We start from the raw sequence: 21439 nt of genomic DNA on the forward strand, positions 1-21439 counted from the left end.
AGGGAATGAGGGAAGTTCACAAAGACGTGGAGTTACTTATCGACCGCAGTTGATTAACTGAGATTTGACAAGGTGATGAAACATTTTCCCTGAACTTGCACGAATTCTTTTTGACACGACATTGCTCACATTGCTTCCAGTGTAATTTATAGCTTCTTGGTTAAGCTGCCATACAAATGGAAATAGCTTAACCACTTCTGCTAGGCGACCCAATTGGGTCGCTTTTTTCTTTTCTGAAATTTCTAATTGACGCCCCCATTGATAACTTTTCCACAGAGGGTGATCATTTCAGGATCGTTGATCTTTTTGTGTTGTTATGTTTATTTTATTTAAAAACAATCACTTATGATGTTTTGCGGCTATTTTTATTTCCCTTGGATAACCCGTGGGTAATTTCTATAAACAGAGTTATCCACAAGTAATTGAAAATGTGATGAATAATATCGGAAAAATTACCCGACCTCGATCGAGCGAACAAGATAGATTCGGATCAGCAGTCATGGCATGCTAAGCAGATCTATTAAGTACTGACTTGGATGCAGACAATTATGGCAAGTATTCCTGAAAATCCGCTGATTCTAATCGACGGCTCTTCTTACCTATATCGCGCTTTTCACGCTTACCCAGGCACGATGAGTAACGGTGAAATTCCAACTAACGCTGTTTACGGTGTGGTGAACATGTTGCGAAGCATGATGCGTCAGTTCGCTTCTGATCGAATTGCTGTGGTTTTCGATGCTAAGGGTAAAACCTTCCGTGACGATATGTACCCGGAATACAAAGCGAACCGACCACCAATGCCAGACGATCTTCGTTGCCAGATTGAACCACTGCACAACGTCATTCGTGCGATGGGGTTGCCATTGATCTGCATTCCAGGCGTAGAAGCCGATGACGTTATCGGTACTTTGGCTTATCAAGCTTCGCAGCAAGGTATGCCTGTTTTGATCAGTACTGGCGATAAAGATATGGCACAGTTGGTGGATGACAATGTTACCTTGATCAATACCATGACAAACGTCGTTATGGATCGTGAAGGCGTGATTGAGAAGTTTGGTATTCCACCAGAATTGATCATCGACTACCTAGCGCTGATGGGTGATAAAGTCGATAACATTCCCGGCGTTCCTGGTGTGGGTGACAAAACAGCCACCGCATTGCTACAAGGTATTGGTGGTCTGACTAAGCTGTATGAAAACCTCGACGATATTGCAGCGCTTGGATTCCGCGGTTCGAAAACCATGGCGAAGAAGCTAGCTGACAACAAAGACAATGCTGTACTCTCTTACGAGCTTGCGACCATCAAGTTGGATGTTGAACTGAAAGAGACACCAGAATCCTTGCTAAAAACAGAACCAAGCATCGATGAGCTGATCAAACTTTACGGTCAGTTGACCTTCAAGTCTTGGTTGAACGAATTATTGGAAGGCGGCACAGGTGTGGTTGAAGCCGATGAATCGACAGGCGTAGTCCGTGGTGGTTCTGCTTCATCTGAATTGGATATGGACACCTCTGCGGTGAAGATTGATCGTAGCCAATACCAAACCATTCTAGATGAAGCTTCATTTTATACTTGGTTAGATAAACTTAAAGCCTCTGATTTATTTGCGTTTGATACTGAAACTGACAGCCTAGATTACATGGTGACGAACCTAGTTGGTGTGTCATTTGCAACCGATGAGGGTGTTGCTGCTTATGTCCCGCTTGCTCACGATTATCTAGATGCGCCCCAGCAACTGGATCGTGATTGGGTACTAGAACAGTTGAAGCCGATTCTTGAAGACGACGCTCAAGCGAAAGTCGGTCAGAATCTAAAATACGATGCATCTGTGCTGGCTCGCTACGGTATCGAGATGAAAGGCATCAAGCACGACACCATGTTGGCATCTTACGTTTACAACAGCGTAGGCGGCAAACACGATATGGACAGCTTGGCACTGCGTTTCCTACAACATAGTTGTATTTCGTTCGAGCAAATCGCAGGTAAGGGTAAGAACCAACTGACCTTTAACCAAATTGATCTGAATGAGGCTGCCCCATATGCCGCGGAAGATGCCGACGTAACACTTCGCTTGCATAACCGTTTGGCTGCCAACATCGAACAAGATAAAAAGCTAAAAGCGGTCTACGAAGAAATTGAAATGCCATTGGTACCAGTTCTGTCTCGAATTGAGCGCACCGGTGTACTGATTGATGACATGAAGCTAAGTGCGCAGTCGGTGGAAATTGCAGCACGTTTGGAAGAGCTTGAGCAGAAAGCTTATGAGATTGCAGAACAAGAGTTCAATATGAACTCACCGAAGCAGTTGCAAGCGCTTTTGTTTGAGAAAATGGGTCTGCCAGTCATCAAGAAGACGCCGTCAGGTACCCCTTCTACTAATGAAGAAGTGCTGCAAGAGCTCGCTCTTGATTACCCACTACCAAAGTTGATTTTGGAATACCGCGGTCTGGCGAAGCTAAAATCAACTTACACTGACAAATTGCCGAAGATGATCAATCCATCAACAGGTCGTGTGCACACTTCTTACCACCAAGCGGTGACGGCAACGGGTCGTCTCTCATCCACCGATCCTAATTTGCAGAACATTCCAATTCGGAATGAAGAAGGTCGTCGTATTCGCCAGGCATTTGTTGCACCGACGGGTTACAAGATACTGGCTGTCGATTACTCTCAGATTGAATTGCGCATTATGGCGCACCTATCAGGTGACCAAGCGCTGCTAGACGCGTTCCGAGATGGCAAAGATATCCATACTGCCACCGCAGCAGAAATCATGGGCGTTTCGATTGAGGATGTTTCAAGCGAACAACGCCGCCGTGCAAAAGCGGTTAACTTCGGGCTTATTTACGGCATGAGTGCTTTTGGTCTGGCGAAACAACTTGGTATTCCTCGCGGTGAAGCCCAAGCTTACATGGACAAGTATTTTGAACGCTATCCAGGTGTAATGCAGTACATGGAAGACACGCGCAGTGCCGCCGCAGAGCAAGGTTATGTCGAGACTATCTTTGGTCGTCGTCTGCATCTTCCTGAAATTCAATCTCGTAACGGTATGCGCCGTAAAGCGGCAGAGCGCGCTGCGATCAACGCACCGATGCAAGGTACTGCTGCTGACATCATCAAAAAAGCAATGTTACTGGTTGGTCGATGGATTGAAGAACATGGTGATGGTCGAGTGAAGCTGCTGATGCAAGTGCACGATGAACTGGTATTTGAAGTTGAAGAGTCGTCTTTATCCGAAATTGAAAGTAAAGTACAAAAATTGATGGAATCTGCAGCTGAGCTGAAAGTGCCTTTAGTGGCAGATGCGGGTCACGGTGATAACTGGGATCAAGCTCACTAGTAATTTTTACGTCAATTTTTCCTGTTTGTTATGAGCCAGCGCACAAATGCTGGCTTTTTTTTACTATAAAAAAAGTAAATTAGAACTAAGGTTTAATGTTGTTTAATAAAATTTACATGAAAAAAAACTACAAAAGTTCTTTGAAAATCTGACCAATTGTTGTACATTATTTCTCGTAGGGTACAGAGGTAAGATGTTCTATCTTTCAGACCTTTTGTTTCACGTTATTGGATTAGGCTGATTCAGCCGCCCCAGTCAGTTTTTGACTGGGGCGTTTTTTATTGGACGAAAGAAAATCCAATTTTTATCAGTAATTTAAGTATCATCTTCCAAATCTTCCCTTTTGGCTTCTCTCCTTTACTGTAAATCCTAGATATTTCTTTAAAAATTGATTGCATCATCCATACTGTAAATTTTCACCAGTCATACTATTGTTTTTTCTTGCGGGAAACTAAGTGATGCACCTTTGATGTTTTATATAAAATAACCTTATGAATATTGGGCTATTTTATATTTTGATTTGGAGTGTTAGGCGGTCGAAGAGTAATAAAACGGCTTTCAAAAATTGAATCTCTGTTTCGTAATGCTTCGCCACACAAGAATAATGACCGATCTTTCTCACTCGTTATCCCTGCCAGTAAGGTGGGGATTTTTATCGCCTAAAATTTATGTTTTTAGGCAGTAGATAAACAAAAGCCCCACCGAAAGGCAGGGCTAAGTTGCAAAGTGTTAACAAGTTTTGTTAATTATTCATCGCCGCTCTGTTGAGTTTCTTGTTCGCTTGCTTCAATCAAGTGTGCTAATGCTGGCGCAAACCAGATATCCAGTTTTGCGCGTAACTGATCGACACCGAGGCCTTTCAGCGAGGAGAACACGTCAACTGATACGTCGCCACCAAATGTTTCTGCTTGCTTGCGGACTTTCAATAGCGTTTGTTTACGAGCGCCGCTTTTAAGCTTGTCTGCTTTCGTCAGAAGAACTTGGACAGGGATGCGGCTGTCGATTGCCCAAAAAATCATTTGCTGATCGAGGTCCTTCATTGGGTGACGGATATCCATTAGAACCACCAAGCCTTTTAGGCACTCGCGTTTCTGTAGGTATTCACCCAATGATTTTTGCCATTTGTTTTTCATCTCAATCGGTACTTGTGCGAAGCCATATCCTGGCAAATCGACAATGTGACAACCTTCTTGTACTTTGAAAAGGTTGATCAACTGAGTACGACCAGGGGTTTTTGATGTCTTTGCTAAGCTTTTTTGATTAGTAAGACGGTTAAGTGCACTCGATTTACCAGCGTTTGAGCGTCCTGCAAACGCAATCTCGACACCTTCGTCCTCAGGTAAGTGACGAATATCGGGTGCGCTGGTGATGAAATGCGTGTTTTGGTAATGAATTTTTACGCTCACTGTTAACTCCATCTCGACTTTGTGTAGTCGATTGATTACTTTTTTGTGAAATTGTGTAAAATAACCGTGCTCGGCATATGGTCGCCTATTGTACCATGAGTGTACGCGGTGTGTTCACATTCCGTGGTACGGGAAGCTTGATAATTATAATGGAATGTCATGAAGAAATTAGCGCTAATTTTGAGTCTTTTAGCCAGCTGCTCAGTATGGGCCCAAGGTAATATTGAAGCTGGTAAAGCAAAATCACAAACTTGTGTCGCCTGTCACGGAGCAGACGGTAACAGTGCCATCGCAATGTACCCGAAACTTGCAGGCCAACACGCTAAGTACCTTGAGAAGCAGTTAAAAGAGCTAAAACTAGGGATGACTAGTGGTGGTAAGCAAGGTCGTTATGACCCTGTGATGAGTGGTATGGCAATGCCATTGAGTGATGAAGATATTGCTGATCTATCTGCTTATTATGCCTCTTTACCAATTTCAGAGAGTTCAACACCGGAAGATGTTGTCAATAAAGGTAAAGTCCTTTATACCGCTGGTAATGCCGAGCGCGGTCTTACTGCTTGTATTGCTTGTCACGGCCCTCGCGGTAATGGTACTGAGCTTTCCGGCTTCCCTAAAATCTCTGGCCAACACTCAGACTACATTAAATCGCAGCTAGAGAAGTTCCGTGATGGTAACCGTGGCAATGACATGAATGCTATGATGCGTGACATCGCGAAGAAAATGACAGATGAAGATATCGAAGTTCTGTCTAAGTACGTTGGCGGCCTGCACTAGCCCCGACAAAGCACGAGCACTTTTACACAAAAATGCCCTAGCGCCCTCGCTGGGGCATTTTTGTTTATAGAATGTATTCGCTGGCGAGTCGTCTGGTGTTAGTGATCCCAGTCACACATGGTCGCTTGGCAGGATGAGATAGTTGGCTTCGGGCTTTGTGAGATATTTGCCATGCTTGATTAATACGATGGTGCTCTAGTCTTTTCAAGTTATTGATATAATTGGTCATTTGTTTTAGGTGTAAAATTTTTATCAATAATCACTTTCAACGGCTTGTTGGTCTCAATTCAATCCGTAAAGTAGATGCTGTTCACAGGGAGTGAGTAAGCAGGATTTGAACCATGGATATCAGGTATCCAAGGACGCGAATAAAGGACATTTGATAGCCGTAAAGGGACTCAATAGGCATGAAGCCTGTTAAATATGGATGGTTTTCTCATCTAACGGTTAAGACAGTGAAATGGACCAAGCTCAGGAAGTAGCTCAGCTGACAGGAAGTCAAAGGACAGTCAAAACTCATCAGGAAGATGAAGAACAACATTTGTGGCATGGAAAGCTCGAAAAACAAAAGGATAGTTGATGCACCAAATGAGTGCAACACAGTTTCGTCACTCATCGTGGCATTTAGAAAGCGACAGTCTTACTGTCGCTTTTTTTATATCTATTTTCTCTAATCAAATTTTTTTAATAAGAACTGCTGAAAAATTACCCAATAGCACTCCAATCTGAGCCCACTTTCTGGTATGTTTCGCATCCCTGTATGAGGAAGTCAGCATGCATACCTGTCCGTTATGCCAAAATCAGTGTACTCACCACTTTTTTGAAGATAAGCAACGTGAGTATCTTCAGTGTGTCCAGTGCCGTTTAGTGTTCGTAAATCCAGACCAGCGCTTGGATGCTGAAACTGAAAAAGCGCACTATGATCTGCATGAGAACAATGCTGAAGATATGGGGTATCGCCGCTTTTTGTCGCGAATTGCTGATCCAATCGCAGAGCGAATTTCACCACAATCGAACGGAATCGACTTTGGTTGTGGTCCGGGCCCTACGCTTTCCTTGATGTTGGAGGAAGTGGGGCACAACATGGCGTTGTACGATCTATACTACCACCCAGATACAAAGGTGTTGGAAAAACAGTACGACTTCATGACAGCAACAGAGGTGATAGAACACCTCTACCACCCTGATATGGTGTGGAAGCAATGGTTGAATTTAGTTAAGCCAGGTGGCTGGATAGGCCTGATGACGAAAATGGTCATCGACGTGGAAGCCTTTCGGACATGGCATTATAAGAACGATCCTACCCATGTGGTGTTCTTTAGCCGTGACACGTTCCAGTTCCTAGCAGAGCGGGATAAGCTCGAACTCGAATTTATTGGTAATGATGTAATTTTACTGAGGAAGACCCAGTAATGAGCCGTAATAAAAAATCAAGAAAGCCTGGTGCCTCTGGTGCACCGGAAGTGGTTGTAACTCGTAACCGTACAGAGTCAGATATCGAAGGTCGCCTACGTAAGCGGGTGAAAAAGCGCAAGGGCCTGAAGACGGGTAGCCGTAACTCTGATGTTGAAGAACAGAAGAAGCAAGCAGCAGCGCAGAAACGTGATCCTCGCTTAGGCAGCAAGAAGAAAATTCCTCTAATTGTTGAACCGGCGAAGAAGCAAACTAAGCAAGAGCGTCGTCTATCAGCAGAGCAAGAGCTGGAGATGCTTGAAAATGATGCACAACTGAACGTGTTGCTCGATCGTATCGAAGCGGGTGAGAATCTCGGCACTGGCTTGCAAAAGTTCGTGGATGAGAAACTCGATCGTATTGAGAAACTGATGGACCAGCTAGGTTTATTAGAACCGGAAGAAGACGAAGACTTTACTGCGCCAACTTCCAAAGGTGCTCGTGACGATGACGATCTGCTTGCAGACTTCGACGATATCAACCTCGACGATTATAAAGGATAGGCAATCCATGAACGTAACCTTATTAGCGATTGCGGGTGCAGTGATCATTATCGCGCTGGCTTCTTATGCAGGTTACCTTCTGCTTCAATTAAAAAAGCAAAAGGAATTGCAACTGAAGCATAAAAAAATGGCGATCGATAAGCGCAACGCCAACATTTTTGAGAGCGTGCATACCTTGTGTCAGGCGGGTATCCAAGGTCAGTGTGATTTATCGGAAATCAGTATCCGTGTTTACAACATCATGGACTACGTTCAAGGTGAAGCCCGTATTGATTTCGACACCACGTACCCTGCGATTTCTGAGCTCCACCATATTGTGAAAGATATGGCGCGCGGTGAAGATCGTCAGAAACTTGCAAAGAAAGAACGTATGCAGCAGAACCTGACACGTCATAAAGCAGAGCAGCGCTTAACGGACGCGATTGTTGAAGAGCTTAAAGTGTTGCAAAAAAACGTTCAGCCACTCAATAACCAAATTAATATTCAGATGATTTAATTGGCGCTCCTATTGGTTTACTTATAAACCTTGGGGTATCGTGAACACACTAGCACTTCGTTAGTCTTATAATTAATAGGTCACGAGTGGCTTCTGTTGTCGCCATTGTCGTATGGCACAATAGTGCCTCTGAATATTGGGGGACAGTTTTCGTCTCCCTCGCATCTACGGAAAGTACCACCATGTCGAATCAACATACAGAATCGAAACAGCAAATTGTCTGGGATCAAGCGGTATTGGATAAGTACAACTACTCCGGCCCGCGCTACACGTCGTACCCGACAGCACTGGAGTTTCATGAAGCGTTTACCATCGCAGACTACGATATGGCATGTTCTCATTACCCAGATCGTCCGCTCTCTCTGTACGTTCATATTCCGTTCTGCCACAAGCTTTGCTACTACTGTGGCTGTAATAAAGTGATTACTCGCCATGCGCACAAGGCAGATGAATACCTAGATGTACTTGAACATGAAATCCGTCAACGTGCATCGTTGTTGGGTAAGCGTACTGTAACTCAACTGCACTTTGGTGGTGGTACGCCAACCTTTCTATCAGAGAAGCAAATTACCCGTGTGATGGATTTGTTGCGCCAAGAGTTTACTTTTAGCTCAGATGCGGAAATCAGTATTGAAGTTGACCCACGCGAAATTGAACTCACTGTGCTGGATCACCTGCGCGGGGAAGGTTTCAATCGCCTAAGTATTGGTGTGCAGGATTTCAATAAAGAAGTTCAGCAACTAGTGAACCGTGAGCAAGACGAAGCGTTCATTTTTGCTATGGTTGCTCGTGCCAAAGAGCTTGGCTTCCGTTCTACTAACCTTGATTTAATTTACGGCTTGCCGAAACAAACCAAGGGATCGTTTGCCAAAACACTTGAGCAAGTGTTAGAAATGCAGCCGGGTCGTTTGTCTGTGTTTAACTACGCCCACATGCCACAGCTATTCGCAGCTCAACGCAAGATTAAAGACGAAGATTTGCCAAAAGCGGAAGAGAAGATGGCGATTTTGCAAGACACGATTGCAACGTTAACGGGCTCCGGCTATCAATTTATCGGTATGGACCACTTTGCTATGCCAGATGATGAGCTTGCTGTGGCTCAGCGCGAAGGTATTTTGCACCGTAACTTCCAAGGCTACACCACACAAGGTGAATGTGACCTAGTAGGTTTTGGTGTTTCTGCGATTTCAATGATTGGTGACGCTTATGCGCAAAACCAAAAAGAGCTGAAGAAGTACTATGCACAAGTGAATGAATCTCGCCATGCATTGTGGAAAGGCGTATCACTGGACGCAGATGATTTGCTGCGTCGTGAAGTGATCAAACAACTGATTTGTAACTTCAAACTGGATAAGAAAGCCATTGAGTCGGGCTTTAGCGTTGAGTTTGAACAGTACTTCAAAGAAGATTTAGAGCTGCTACAAACTTTCATCGATGATGAGTTGGTGGAGATGGATGACAACGAAATTCGTGTGACATTGCGTGGTCGTCTGCTCATTCGTAACATCTGTATGTGTTTTGATAAGTACTTAAGAGCGAAAGCGCGTCAGCAGCAATTCTCTCGTGTTATCTAATCTCTAAGCAGAATTCGAATACAAAAAATGCCAGCAAATGCCGGCATTTTTTGTATATTTCGTGGCAATTATACGCGATCTTTGACTTTTTCTTTCAGCTCGGCTTTTTCTGTATCTGATAGAAAAGCGATGTCTAGCCCGTTGATTTGCGCTTGGCGAATTTGTGCCTGGGTCAGGCCCGCTGCTGGTGCCGCCACTTCGTATTCGTATGGCAGCTCAATACCTTCCACTGCCGGGTCATCCGTGTTTAGGCATGCCAACACACCGTGATTTAAGAATTGTTTCAGTGGGTGGTTTACCAATGATTCAACCGTGCTGGTTTGGAAGTTTGACGTCAGGCACGACTCAATACCAATGCGATTTTCTACGAGGTAATCCATCAGTTTAGGATCGTGGATTGCTTTCACGCCATGGCCGATACGTGTTGCGCCAAGCTCTTGAATTGCTTGCCACATGCTTTCTGCGCCAGCAGCTTCACCTGCGTGAACGGTGACATTTAGGCCAGCGTCACGCACTTGTTTAAAGTGGGTGATAAAGCGCTCGCCCGGTTGACCAAGTTCATCACCTGCAAGGTCAACGGCAACCATATGATCTTTTTGACTTAGAATCGCATCCAGCTCTTGCTGGCACGCGTCGGTACCGAAAGTACGGCTCATGATACCAATTAGGTTTGCCTTGATACCAAAATCACGCATACCCGCTTGCACACCATCAACCACAGCTTCTACTACACCCGCTACCGGGAGTTTGTGCTTCATTGCCATATAATAAGGCGAGAAGCGAAGTTCTGCGTAATCGATTTGTGCGTTTAGCGCATCCTCTACGTTTTCGTAAGCAACGCGGCGACATGCATCTAGATCACCCAACACTGCCACGCCCCAATCAAGCTTTGCAAGAAAAGCGACAAGCGATGGCTCAGCTTCGACAATTTGAACGTGTGGCGTTAGCGACTCGATGTCGTAAGCAGGCAGATCAATACCAAATTGTTGACCAAGTTCAAGAATAGTCTTAGTACGAATGTTGCCGTCAAGGTGACGGTGCAAGTCGGTTAGGGGAAGATTCTTAGTTATCATTATGTCGATCCGGGTTGTATGTTGTGGACAGGATCTTAGCCCAAAAATTATCAATGACAATACATGGGGAAGACTTGGCGTTAAGTATAAATAACCGTATGGCAGATTATCAGTATAGTATGACGATTAAATCAACGACTTTAGCTGTTTTTTACCGCATGTTAACCAAACTTGTTGGCCATTCTTCCATCGGCATCGGACGACTGTAGTAAAAGCCTTGAACTTGATCACAGCCAAGTGAATGGAGTAGTTGCGCTTGGGCCGCAGTTTCGACACCTTCTGCGACTACCTTGGCTTTCATGCCTTTCGTGATATTAATGATAGCCGCGACGACTGAGCTATCGAGGTTTTCTTTGGTTAGACGATTAACAAAGGTGCGATCTATCTTTAAACAGGTAAATGGCAAAGCGTGTAAGTAGGCGAGAGACGAGTACCCTGTGCCGAAGTCGTCAATCCCGATACCCAGCCCCATTTCTCTGAGTTTAAGTAAGTTGTCTAGCGTTGTTGGTGCACTATCAATAATCCGAGACTCAGTGATCTCTAACGTGACATTGCTTGCCGCGAGGCCTGTTTTATGCAGTACTTTAGCAACTGATTCGACGAAGTTCGTGCTAGATAACTGATGAACCGACACATTTACGTGTAACTGAAAATCTTGTGGCCATTGTTTACTGTCGATGGCCTTACGTGTGTCGCTGCAAGCTTGAAACAGAATTTGTTGGCCGATGGCTTTGATCATGCCATTTTCTTCGGCGATGGGGATGAAGTCTAATGGGGAAATCATTCCGGATTTGCTGTGCCAGCGTGCTAGGGCCTCTGCTCCACAGATATTGCCACTCTCGAGGTCAATAATCGGTTGGTAGAAAGGGACAAACTCATGCTTGTCGATACCCGTTTGAATCTTCGTCAGCATTTGAGTTCTGAACTTAGATGCGCTTGCCATCTCTGGGCTGTAATGACATACGCTGGTACGTGAGTCTTGTTTAGCAGAGCTGAGCGCTATACTGGCGTTACGTAACCAGATTGACATGTTTTGTCCTGTCTGTTTGCGCACAACGCCGATAGAAATCTTGATCACTACGGTTTCTCCATCCAGCATAAACGGAGCGGCGAGCAACTGTTGTAGGCGTTGCTCTGTCAATCGGACGTCTTCATCGCTGTGGGTGTCTGGCATGAACACCGCAAACTCATCACCACCAATCCTCGCCAAAGTTGCTTCATCTTGCAGTTGCTGTTTTAGGCGCTCAGCAACGTGGATAAGTAGCTGATCACCATTGTGATAGCCGATGCTGTCGTTGATATCTCTAAATTTGTTGATGCCGATAAGGTATAAGCTACTTTGTTCTGAGCAAGCCAGTGTTTTACTGATTTCAATTAAACCTTGGCGACTGTACAAGCGAGTTAAGGGGTCAAATTCGAGTTGATCGCGTAGTGCTTTAAACGACGCTTTTAGATTGCTTGTCATCTCATTAAACGCTTGTACCAACACCGTCGTTTCGTAAACGTAGCCGGGGCGAGGCATTGAGCTATCCCAATCCCCCTTAGCTAAGTTCTGCGCCGCGGTTGCGGTTGCATTGATAGGGCGGGTGATGCGATTGAATATCAGTAGACTAATGATAGTGCCTAATAAGCTCACCAAGGCTCCGACCATCCAGCTTTTTTGTTGGCTTTTGGGCAGTGCTCCAAGAAGATCGGCTTCTGAAATTGAAGTACCGATAAACCACGTTAAGCCATTTTTATCGTGGTATGGAGTGACGCGGCTGAAAGTGCGTTGGCCATTGAGGTCGAACTCGAAGGTGTGCGGCTCGTCGTGGTGACTCAGCTCGTATTCCATTAGGCGAGAGGCGCTCATTTGGATGATGGGATCCGTACTCTCTGATGCCAGTAAACGTTGTCCCCTAGCTGAAAACTTGGTTCCCCAAGAAATCACACTGCCTTGTCCAGAATGTGCCACCAAGCGGTGATCCTGATCCATGATGTAAACTGATGCACCGTTGGCCCGTTTGAGCTCTTGTAAGAATAAATTAAAGGTATTGATACGAATGTCGATGACTAGGACACCTGCAAACTCACCCAGCTCGTAAATGGGAGCCATAGCCGACAGGGTAATGTCTTTACGTTCATCGGCATTGGCGTAAATTGGCGACCAATGGGCTTTGTGGTCTTGGGCGACGGGCTGATACCAAGGTCGGGTACGCGGATCGTAAGGGGTAACCACAGTTCGAATGTCATCACAGACGTTTTCGCTGCCGTAAATCACTAAATTACTATCGGTACGATGGTCTTGAACCATCAGCGTGTAGCTGTCGTTTGCTTCACGCCTGAAACCGGTGAAGTCACCGGATTCAGAGCCAAACGCAATCACATCCAATTGTGGTATTGAGTGGTATAAGTCTTTAAATGCACTCAGCAAATAAGCTTGAATATCTTTGGTGTCGTTTGGATGGGCGAGGGCGTGATAACTGATGTTGTGTCCCAGCGCATTCACTGTAGTGAAAGGCTTACGCAGATAGTCATTTAAGTGGTCGTGAACACTCTCCGTGAGCACTGAAAGCAGTTTGTCACTGATGTCGGTGGCAGCTTCCTCATAGCTCTGTTTTTGGACATAGACAATGACACCGATAGCCAGCAAAAAAATCATCACAAAAGGGATCAGAACGGCGGTACGCAGTGTAATTTGAGTTGTTGCTTTTGACATTGTCTAGCCACATAAGGTTGTCGTACCATATTGATACTTAGGTTACCAAGAGAGACAAATGCACGCTTGATAACCCTTTGCCAAACGCTTATCTGCTCGAGATCAGTACAGTTCTTTTAACTTGCGGGTCAGGGTGTTTCGTCCCCATCCTAGTACTTTAGCGGCATCTTGTTTGTGACCTTTAGTATGTTCTAATGCGACTTCTAATAAAATGCGCTCAAACTCTGGCAATGCGTAGGAAAGTAACTCTGTATCTCCGGCTTCTAGCGCACGGTGTGCCCAGTCTGCTAATTGTTCTTGCCAGTTGCCGCTGCTGGTCTCTTTGGCGACGTTCTTCTCTTCCAGCAGCTCAGTTGGTAAATCACTTGGTAATACTTCGCTACCGCTTGCCATGACGGTCAACCAGCGACAGATATTTTCTAACTGGCGAACGTTACCCGGCCAATCGAGGCGGTTCAAAATCTCCACCGAAGATGGGTGCAGAGTTTTGGCTTCAACATCGAGCTCATCTGCGGCACGAACTAAAAAGTGCTGCGTCAGCTTTTCGATGTCTTGCTTTCGTTCTCTCAGGGCTGGGATATGAACACGAATGACATTCAGTCGGTGGAACAGGTCTTCACGGAAATCGCCTTTGTTAACTCGCTCTTCCAGGTTTTGGTGAGTTGCCGCAACAATTCGAACGTCGACACGAATCGGAGAGTGGCCGCCAACGCGATAGAACTGACCGTCGGCCAAAACGCGTAGCAAACGAGTTTGAATATCCAGCGGCATATCGCCAATTTCATCTAAAAACAGTGTGCCGCCATTAGCCTGCTCGAAACGACCTTGACGGACGCTGTTGGCACCAGTGAACGCGCCTTTCTCATGACCAAACAGTTCTGATTCAATTAAATCTTTCGGGATCGCGGCCATATTGAGGGCAATAAAAGGCTTGTTGGCTCGCGGACTGTGGCGGTGTAAGGCATGAGCAACCAACTCTTTACCGGTACCAGATTCACCATTGATCAGAACGGAAATCGAAGAGCGTGATAAACGACCAATAGCACGAAACACTTCCTGCATCGCAGGGGCTTCACCAATGATCTCGGGTGTATCGGTTGGGGTGTCATCGGGTAGAAGTTGTTCATGTTTGTTTTCTTGACAATGAGCAATGGCACGTTCTACTAACGTTAGGGCCTCATCGATATCAAACGGCTTGGGCAAATATTCAAAAGCGCCTTTTTGGTAAGCATTCACCGCGGCATCTAAATCGGAATGTGCCGTCATGATAATCACGGGGAGGTCGGGGTAGTCGTGTTGAACTTGTTTTAATAGCTCTAGACCATCGATACCCGGCATGCGGATGTCTGAGACTAAAACGTCCGGTACCTCACGTTCTAGCGCCATTAACACGCCCTCACCATCGGCATAGGTTTCACATTTGATATTGGCAGAAGAGAGGGTCTTCTCCATTACCCAGCGAATCGAGCTGTCGTCATCAACGACCCAAACATATCCTTTACTCATGCTATAAATCCTTGCAGAAAAAGCCTAAAACTGACCAAGAGATAAGACACTTCATTAAGTCAGATTGGCAAATAAATCGTAAAAGTGGTGTGACCCGGCCAGCTATCGACATCAATTTTGCCGTTGTGTTGGTCGATCAAGTTTTGTGAAATAGACAGTCCAAGCCCTGTACCGCCCTCACGGCCACTGACCATGGGGTAGAAAAGGGTATCTCTTAGCTCAGGTGGGATACCTGGGCCGTTATCGGTGATCTCAATGCGGGCCGCGAGTCTGCAGCGCTGCCCATGAATGTTGGCTTGGTGGACAGTTCTGGTACGTATGGTAATTTGGCCATGTGCTTGCTGAGACAGAATGTGTGCCGCATTGCTCACAATGTTAAGCATCGCCTGTTCAATTTGGTCTGCGTCCATCAAAATTTCGGGCAAGCTCGGGTCATAATCGCGCTCAATCACTACCGAATGCTGAGATTCCAGCTCAACCAATTGACGTACTTTTTCCAATACTTGGTGGAGGTTCTCTTGAGTCTTTTTACCGGGTTTCTGAGGCCCTAGTAAGCGATCAACGAGCACTCTCAAGCGGTCGGCCTGTTCAATAATGATGTGAGTGTATTCAGTCAAAGAAGGATCAGGCAGCATTTTCTCTAGCAGTTGCGCTGCGCCGCGTAAACCGCCAAGTGGGTTTTTGATTTCATGCGCTAAACCGCGCACTAATAGCTTCGCAGCCTGTTGCTGAGCATGTTGATTAAGCTCTTGAGTCAGCCGACGTTGTTGGTCTATTTTACGCATCTCAACCAACAACATTAGCTGCTTCTGCCATGTGATCGGGCTGACAGTCACTTCTAACATCAAAGGGCGTCCATCCACCACAAAAGTCACATCACTATCCGTAATGCTTTGTCCGCTCTGTAACGGTTGGGTGAGTAGCGCAAGGTCCAATGATGCATGTTGGATCAGCTGCGACAAAGGTTGTTCGATGATGCGCTGAGCACTTTGTGAGAATAATAACTCAGCCGCAGGGTTGGCGTAGCGCACGGCCAATCCATCATCAAGGATCAGGGTTGCTGTCACCATGTTGTTAAGAATGGCATTAGAGAGACTGGTATCCACATTACGTCCTTGTTTACGTTATGATTGCGTATTGCACTATCTTGGTGCAATAGAAGGTAAGTATGGCGAATAAAACGAAGAATAAGAAGTGAAAAGCGCTACCAGAGTGCGTTTTTTTACTCAATATTTTGTTTTGCTCTTTGAACGCCTGACTTGATACTCGCTCTGTGTAAATGCACCGCTATAGAATTAGTAGATGCAATAAGCTTGCCGCTTCTTTTCGCTTGCACCGAGAGGGTGTGAGTACCACGATCGATGTTCTTTAATTGCCACGTTAAGCGATTTTGTGGTGGTCCATATGGCTGGCCATTAATTAAGAGCTGCAGTTGCACACCGATGCCCAGTTTGCGGTTAGCATCGAGTTGGATGTTGATAGCGCCAAGGTTACTGCGAATGGTTTCATCATGCTGTGGATTCAGTATCGTCAGTGAAAGAGGCCCTGGTTTTTTTGCTTCCGGTTTGTCGTTGATTTGAAGTTTTGATTCAGCACTTGCTTGCGGGGCCGAAGGCTGCGCACTTGCCACTCTTGGTGTTGGAACGCTGGTTTTAAGATTCGGCAGAGAGATGGTTTTGGCGTCATGGCTCGGGGTGTCGCTAAAGTGCACAACGCCGTCTTTGTCGATCCAAGTGTAAGCTACTTGTGCTGAGGGAGCTGTGGCGATCAGAAAACCATTACAGGCACATAGCGATAATAAAAGCTGGACTTTCATTGCTCACCTTCTGTTGATACATGATGGCACGTTCGAAATGCGCTTACCGAGCAAAAGGGTTTAAGCGTATTTTTGTTCCCCTTTGATGTTAAACGCCCATGTAGGGTCAGCGAATACAAAAAAGGCCCACCTGCGAGGCGAGCCTAGTATTTGGCATCTGAATATAATTTTACACAGCTATGGCCTTAAACTGAGTAGTAAAGCTCAAACTCAAGAGGGTGAGTGGTCATGTTTACTTTCTCTACATCTTGAGACTTAAGACCGATATAAGAATCGATGAAGTCATCAGAGAATACACCACCTGCGGTGAGGAACTCACGGTCAATATCCAGTTCTTCAAGCGCGTCTTTTAATGAATATGCCACCGTTGGGATTTCTGCTGCTTCTTCTGCAGGAAGATCGTAAAGGTCTTTATCCATCGCTTCGCCTGGGTGGATTTTGTTCTTAATACCGTCAAGACCCGCCATTAGCATTGCTGCGAACGCTAGGTATGGGTTCGCTGCTGGGTCACCAAAACGAACTTCGATACGACGTGCTTTAGGGCTTGGTACCACAGGGATACGGATTGAAGCAGAGCGGTTACGAGCTGAGTAAGCGAGCATTACCGGCGCTTCGAAGCCTGGAACAAGACGCTTGTACGAGTTCGTTGATGGGTTCGCAAATGCGTTGATTGCGCGAGCGTGCTTGATGATACCGCCGATGTAGTAAAGCGCTGTTTCAGAAAGGCCGCCGTACTTGTCGCCAGCGAATAAGTTTACCCCATCTTTTGCTAAAGATTGGTGAACATGCATACCGCTGCCGTTGTCACCAACCAATGGTTTTGGCATAAATGTCGCCGTCTTACCGAAAGCGTGAGCAACGTTGTGTACCACGTACTTGTAGATTTGTATTTCGTCAGCTTTAGTTGTTAGCGTGTTGAAGCGAGTTGCGATTTCGTTTTGACCCGCAGTTGCCACTTCGTGGTGGTGCGCTTCAACAACTAGGCCCATCTCTTCCATTACTAGACACATAGCAGAACGGATGTCTTGAGAGGAATCTACTGGAGCTACTGGGAAATATCCCCCTTTAACGCCAGGACGGTGGCCCTTGTTACCTTCTTCGTAATCAGAACCTGTGTTCCACGCCGCTTCTACGTCGTCGATCTTGAAGAAAGAACCTGACATGTTGGTCGCGAACTTAACGTCATCGAATAGGAAAAATTCTGGCTCAGGGCCAATAAGTACCGTGTCTGCAATCCCAGTAGAACGCATAAAGTCTTCAGCTCGTTTTGCGATAGAGCGAGGATCGCGGTCGTAACCTTGCATCGTTGCAGGCTCAAGAATGTCACAACGGATATTCAGCGTTGCATCTTCCGTAAAGGGGTCAAGCACTGCAGAAGATGCATCGGGCATCATAACCATGTCTGATTCGTTAATGCCTTTCCAGCCAGCTACGGATGAACCATCGAACATTTTACCTTCTTCGAAGAAGTCTGCATCGATTTGGTGAGCAGGAATAGAGATGTGCTGCTCTTTACCTTTTGTATCTGTGAAGCGTAGGTCAACAAACTTAACTTCGTTTTCTTGGATAAGTGATAAAACGTTTTCTACTGACATCTTGGATAACCTCCAGTGTTAATAAAGCGGTAAAAACTCGATTTGTGAGAAATTGATTTACTCAGTATTGATTAATTTGATTAACATTTTATTAATCGATACTGACTAGGTCTTAGCTAAAACTGTGCCAAAAAAATTATTCCATTAATTTCAATTGATTATGTTTTTTTGTGCTAGCTTGGTGCAAGTGGTTGCACCAAAATGATCTTCGACTGCACCTTAATAGTGCACCTTTTTATTGTTGCACTATAATGTGACAATCACGTTGCTTATCCCGCTCAGTCTTTACGCGAGTGTGAGTTTTCGATAAGCAATGATTAGCATAAATTTGCTTTTAATCCACTCTCCGAGTGAAATAAACTGGGCGCGAAGTGTAAATTTGGTATAAAAGCTAAGGACTGGATCACATATTTCTGGGTTTTTTGCTAGAATCTGGTACATTATGGCCGTTTTTTTAATCAGTAAATGTCGTCAGAGAGCACCTGTTCTCGGCATGGGGGCATTTCATATATCTAAGTGAATCAATATCCATGGCTACTCCACAGATTGATAAATTAAGAAATATCGCGATCATCGCGCACGTTGACCACGGTAAAACAACGTTGGTTGACAAGCTGCTACAACAATCAGGCACGCTAGAGTCTCGCGGTGAAGCTGAAGAGCGAGTCATGGACTCGAACGACATCGAGAAAGAGCGTGGCATCACCATTCTTGCTAAAAATACAGCAATTAACTGGAATGACTACCGCATCAACATCGTAGATACTCCGGGACACGCGGACTTCGGTGGTGAAGTAGAACGTATCATGTCGATGGTAGATTCAGTATTACTTATCGTTGACGCAGTTGACGGCCCAATGCCGCAAACGCGTTTCGTAACTCAAAAAGCATTCGCTCACGGTCTTAAGCCAATCGTTGTAATCAACAAGATTGACCGTCCTGGTGCTCGTCCTGATTGGGTTATGGACCAAGTATTCGACCTATTCGACAACCTAGGTGCCACTGACGAACAGCTAGACTTTAAAGTAGTTTACGCTTCAGCACTTAACGGTTGGGCTGCACTAGAGGAAGGCGAAACTGGCGAGAACATGGAACCACTGTTCCAAACTATCGTTGAAGAAGTAACGGCACCTCAAGTTGACCTAGATGGTCCACTGCAGATGCAAGTTTCTCAGCTAGATTACAGCTCTTACGTTGGCGTCATCGGTGTTGCTCGTGTAACTCGTGGTAGCGTTAAGCCAAACCAACAAGTAACAGTTATTGGTGCTGACGGTAAGACTCGTAACGGTAAAGTTGGTACAGTAATGGGCTACCTAGGCCTAGAGCGTCACGAAGTTGAGCAAGCGAATGCGGGTGATATCATCGCAATCACGGGTCTTGGCGAGCTAAAAATCTCTGACACTATCTGTGCACAAAACCAAGTTGAAGCATTACCACCGCTATCTGTTGATGAACCAACAGTAACGATGACGTTCCAAGTGAACACGTCTCCATTCGCTGGTAAAGAAGGTAAGTTCGTAACTTCACGTAACATCCTTGAGCGTCTAGAGAAGGAACTGGTACACAACGTTGCACTGCGTGTTGAGCAAACAGACGATCCAGACAAATTCCGCGTATCAGGCCGTGGTGAGCTTCACCTATCTATCCTGATCGAAAACATGCGTCGTGAAGGCTTCGAGCTAGCTGTATCTCGTCCAGAAGTAATCATCAAAGAAGAAGATGGCCAACTAATGGAACCGTTCGAGACAGTAACGATCGACGTTATGGAAGAGCACCAAGGCGGTATCATGGAGAACATCGGCCTACGTAAAGGTGAGCTGAAAGACATGTCTCCAGATGGCAAAGGCCGTGTACGTATGGACTTCGACATGCCATCTCGTGGTCTGATCGGTTTCCAAACTGAGTTCATGACGCTAACGTCTGGTTCTGGTCTTCTGTACCATACATTTGACCACTACGGCCCACACAAAGGCGGTAACATCGGTCAACGTGTTAACGGTGTACTAATCGCGAACGCGATGGGTAAAGCGCTAACAAACGCACTGTTTAACCTACAAGAACGTGGTCGTCTATTCATCGGTCACGGTGTTGAGGTTTACGAAGGCATGGTTATCGGTATTCACAGCCGCGACAACGACCTAACAGTAAACGCACTGAAAGGTAAGCAGCTAACTAACGTTCGTGCATCTGGTACAGATGATGCGCAGGTTCTTACTCCGCCAATCAAGATGACTCTTGAGCAAGCACTAGAGTTTATCGATGATGATGAACTAGTAGAAGTGACACCTGAAAGCATCCGTATCCGTAAGAAATTCCTAACGGAAAGCGATCGTAAGCGCGCTTCACGTTCAGCAAAATAATTTGCTGTAACGGATTCGATTAAGAAAAAGCCCTGAGTGATGCTCGGGGCTTTTTGTCTCTTACGGAAAAGACAAAGTTGGCAGGGATAATACTGAGAAATCACTTGGGTTGTCGGGTGGAACTTGGCAACCAGATAGGAAAACCTCCTCACGTGGAGGAGGCTAAGCAATTTATTTTTGATTCAGCTGTTGTAAGAACTCATCCGATTCAGCAATCGCGGCGTTCATTTGTTTTATCGCGTATTGAATCTCTTTCTCTAGACTAGAGAATTCCCCTTTCAATGAGCCAATCGCGCTCGCATTCAAGTTGTGCTTCAAGTAAAGCGTGTTATCACGCAGCGTATTCAGCACTGGCGTCATCTTGCTTTCTGCATGCTTCATCGCGCTCAGCATGTCTTTGTAAGACGCTTTGGTTTCACGTAGTTTCTGTTCGCTAGAGCGACGCAGTTTAGCGTTCGTGTATAGGTCTAGCTCGCCTTGCCATTCCTCAAACAACGCATCTGACACATCTTCAATCGCAGCGATACGGTCGCGTACGTCTTGTGCTGCTTTTTCACTGTCTTTGTATTTATCGTTAATGTTGTCATAGACACTTTCTAGCTCGCCACCGTCAAAGTTGGTGAGTGCCGAGACGGCTTCTAGTGCGCTGGTGAACTCTTTCTGCGCATCTTGTTGAGACTCTTTGGCATCTTCCACGCGGTCAACCATAATGTCACGTTTGTGGTACCCCACTTGTTCCATTGCCGAATAATATGCGGATTGACATCCTGTCAAAGTGAAAATTGATAGTACAATTGCTAATAAATAAGGCATTCTAATGTCCTCGACGCTAATATATAGGA

At 45.6% G+C, this 21439-nt stretch carries 15 protein-coding genes; 7 read left to right on the top strand and 8 right to left on the bottom strand.

The features are described from left to right. Positions 1-548: 548 nt before the first annotated feature. The gene (gene polA / locus AND4_RS10210; protein WP_009842884.1) at positions 549-3341 is read left to right on the top strand and encodes a DNA polymerase I; all 2793 of its coding nucleotides are present in this window, start codon (positions 549-551) and stop codon (positions 3339-3341) included. Between the two features lie 746 nt (positions 3342-4087). Here polA and yihA read toward each other — a convergent pair. Next, positions 4088-4747 carry a ribosome biogenesis GTP-binding protein YihA/YsxC gene (gene yihA, locus AND4_RS10215; RefSeq protein ID WP_043991604.1) on the bottom strand — a complete coding sequence of 220 codons (660 nt, stop codon included), beginning with the start codon at positions 4745-4747 and terminating at the stop codon, positions 4088-4090. Between the two features lie 159 nt (positions 4748-4906). On the opposite strand from yihA, the gene AND4_RS10220 reads away from it, so the two are divergent. The 5 genes from AND4_RS10220 to hemN all read left to right on the top strand — a co-directional run bounded on the left by AND4_RS10220 (position 4907) and on the right by hemN (position 9549). Next, on the top strand, positions 4907-5524 hold the full coding sequence (locus tag AND4_RS10220; RefSeq protein WP_009842887.1) for a c-type cytochrome: 618 nt from the start codon (positions 4907-4909) through the stop codon (positions 5522-5524). Between the two features lie 774 nt (positions 5525-6298). Then, positions 6299-6937 carry a class I SAM-dependent methyltransferase gene (locus tag AND4_RS10225; RefSeq protein ID WP_009842889.1) on the top strand — a complete coding sequence of 213 codons (639 nt, stop codon included), beginning with the start codon at positions 6299-6301 and terminating at the stop codon, positions 6935-6937. Next, the gene (yihI, locus tag AND4_RS10230) at positions 6937-7479 is read left to right on the top strand and encodes a Der GTPase-activating protein YihI (protein ID WP_009842890.1); all 543 of its coding nucleotides are present in this window, start codon (positions 6937-6939) and stop codon (positions 7477-7479) included. The genes AND4_RS10225 and yihI overlap by 1 nt, the downstream gene beginning before the upstream one ends. Positions 7480-7486: 7 nt before the next feature. Next, positions 7487-7975, top strand: a complete 489-nt coding sequence (locus AND4_RS10235) for a DUF2489 domain-containing protein (protein WP_009842891.1) — start codon at positions 7487-7489, stop codon at positions 7973-7975. Between the two features lie 182 nt (positions 7976-8157). Then, positions 8158-9549: an oxygen-independent coproporphyrinogen III oxidase gene (hemN, locus tag AND4_RS10240; protein ID WP_009842892.1), complete on the top strand. Its 1392-nt coding sequence runs from the start codon at positions 8158-8160 to the stop codon at positions 9547-9549. A 68-nt stretch (positions 9550-9617) separates the two neighbouring features. Here hemN and add read toward each other — a convergent pair whose 3' ends face one another. The 6 genes from add to glnA form a co-directional block, all read right to left on the bottom strand. Beyond that, on the bottom strand, positions 9618-10622 hold the full coding sequence (gene add, locus AND4_RS10245) for an adenosine deaminase (protein ID WP_009842893.1): 1005 nt from the start codon (positions 10620-10622) through the stop codon (positions 9618-9620). Positions 10623-10773: 151 nt separating this feature from the next. Next, the gene (locus tag AND4_RS10250; RefSeq protein WP_009842894.1) at positions 10774-13320 is read right to left on the bottom strand and encodes an EAL domain-containing protein; all 2547 of its coding nucleotides are present in this window, start codon (positions 13318-13320) and stop codon (positions 10774-10776) included. A 102-nt stretch (positions 13321-13422) separates the two neighbouring features. Beyond that, positions 13423-14826 carry a nitrogen regulation protein NR(I) gene (gene glnG, locus AND4_RS10255; RefSeq protein WP_009842895.1) on the bottom strand — a complete coding sequence of 468 codons (1404 nt, stop codon included), beginning with the start codon at positions 14824-14826 and terminating at the stop codon, positions 13423-13425. A 59-nt stretch (positions 14827-14885) separates the two neighbouring features. Further along, positions 14886-15932, bottom strand: coding sequence for a nitrogen regulation protein NR(II) (glnL, locus tag AND4_RS10260; protein WP_009842896.1), 1047 nt, complete (start codon positions 15930-15932; stop codon positions 14886-14888). A gap of 116 nt (positions 15933-16048) precedes the next feature. Beyond that, on the bottom strand, positions 16049-16642 hold the full coding sequence (locus AND4_RS10265) for a DUF4124 domain-containing protein (RefSeq protein WP_009842897.1): 594 nt from the start codon (positions 16640-16642) through the stop codon (positions 16049-16051). 185 nt (positions 16643-16827) lie between these two features. Then, positions 16828-18237 carry a glutamate--ammonia ligase gene (glnA, locus tag AND4_RS10270; RefSeq protein ID WP_009842898.1) on the bottom strand — a complete coding sequence of 470 codons (1410 nt, stop codon included), beginning with the start codon at positions 18235-18237 and terminating at the stop codon, positions 16828-16830. 530 nt (positions 18238-18767) lie between these two features. Between glnA and typA the strand changes: the two genes are divergently transcribed. Further along, positions 18768-20597 carry a translational GTPase TypA gene (typA, locus tag AND4_RS10275; RefSeq protein ID WP_009842899.1) on the top strand — a complete coding sequence of 610 codons (1830 nt, stop codon included), beginning with the start codon at positions 18768-18770 and terminating at the stop codon, positions 20595-20597. Between the two features lie 171 nt (positions 20598-20768). Here the strand turns inward: typA and AND4_RS10280 are convergent, their stop codons facing one another. Beyond that, on the bottom strand, positions 20769-21410 hold the full coding sequence (locus AND4_RS10280) for a DUF2959 domain-containing protein (protein ID WP_009842900.1): 642 nt from the start codon (positions 21408-21410) through the stop codon (positions 20769-20771). Between the last annotated feature and the right edge of the window lie 29 nt (positions 21411-21439).

This window comes from Vibrio sp. AND4 (genome assembly GCF_000171815.1).
GTDB lineage: Bacteria > Pseudomonadota > Gammaproteobacteria > Enterobacterales > Vibrionaceae > Vibrio.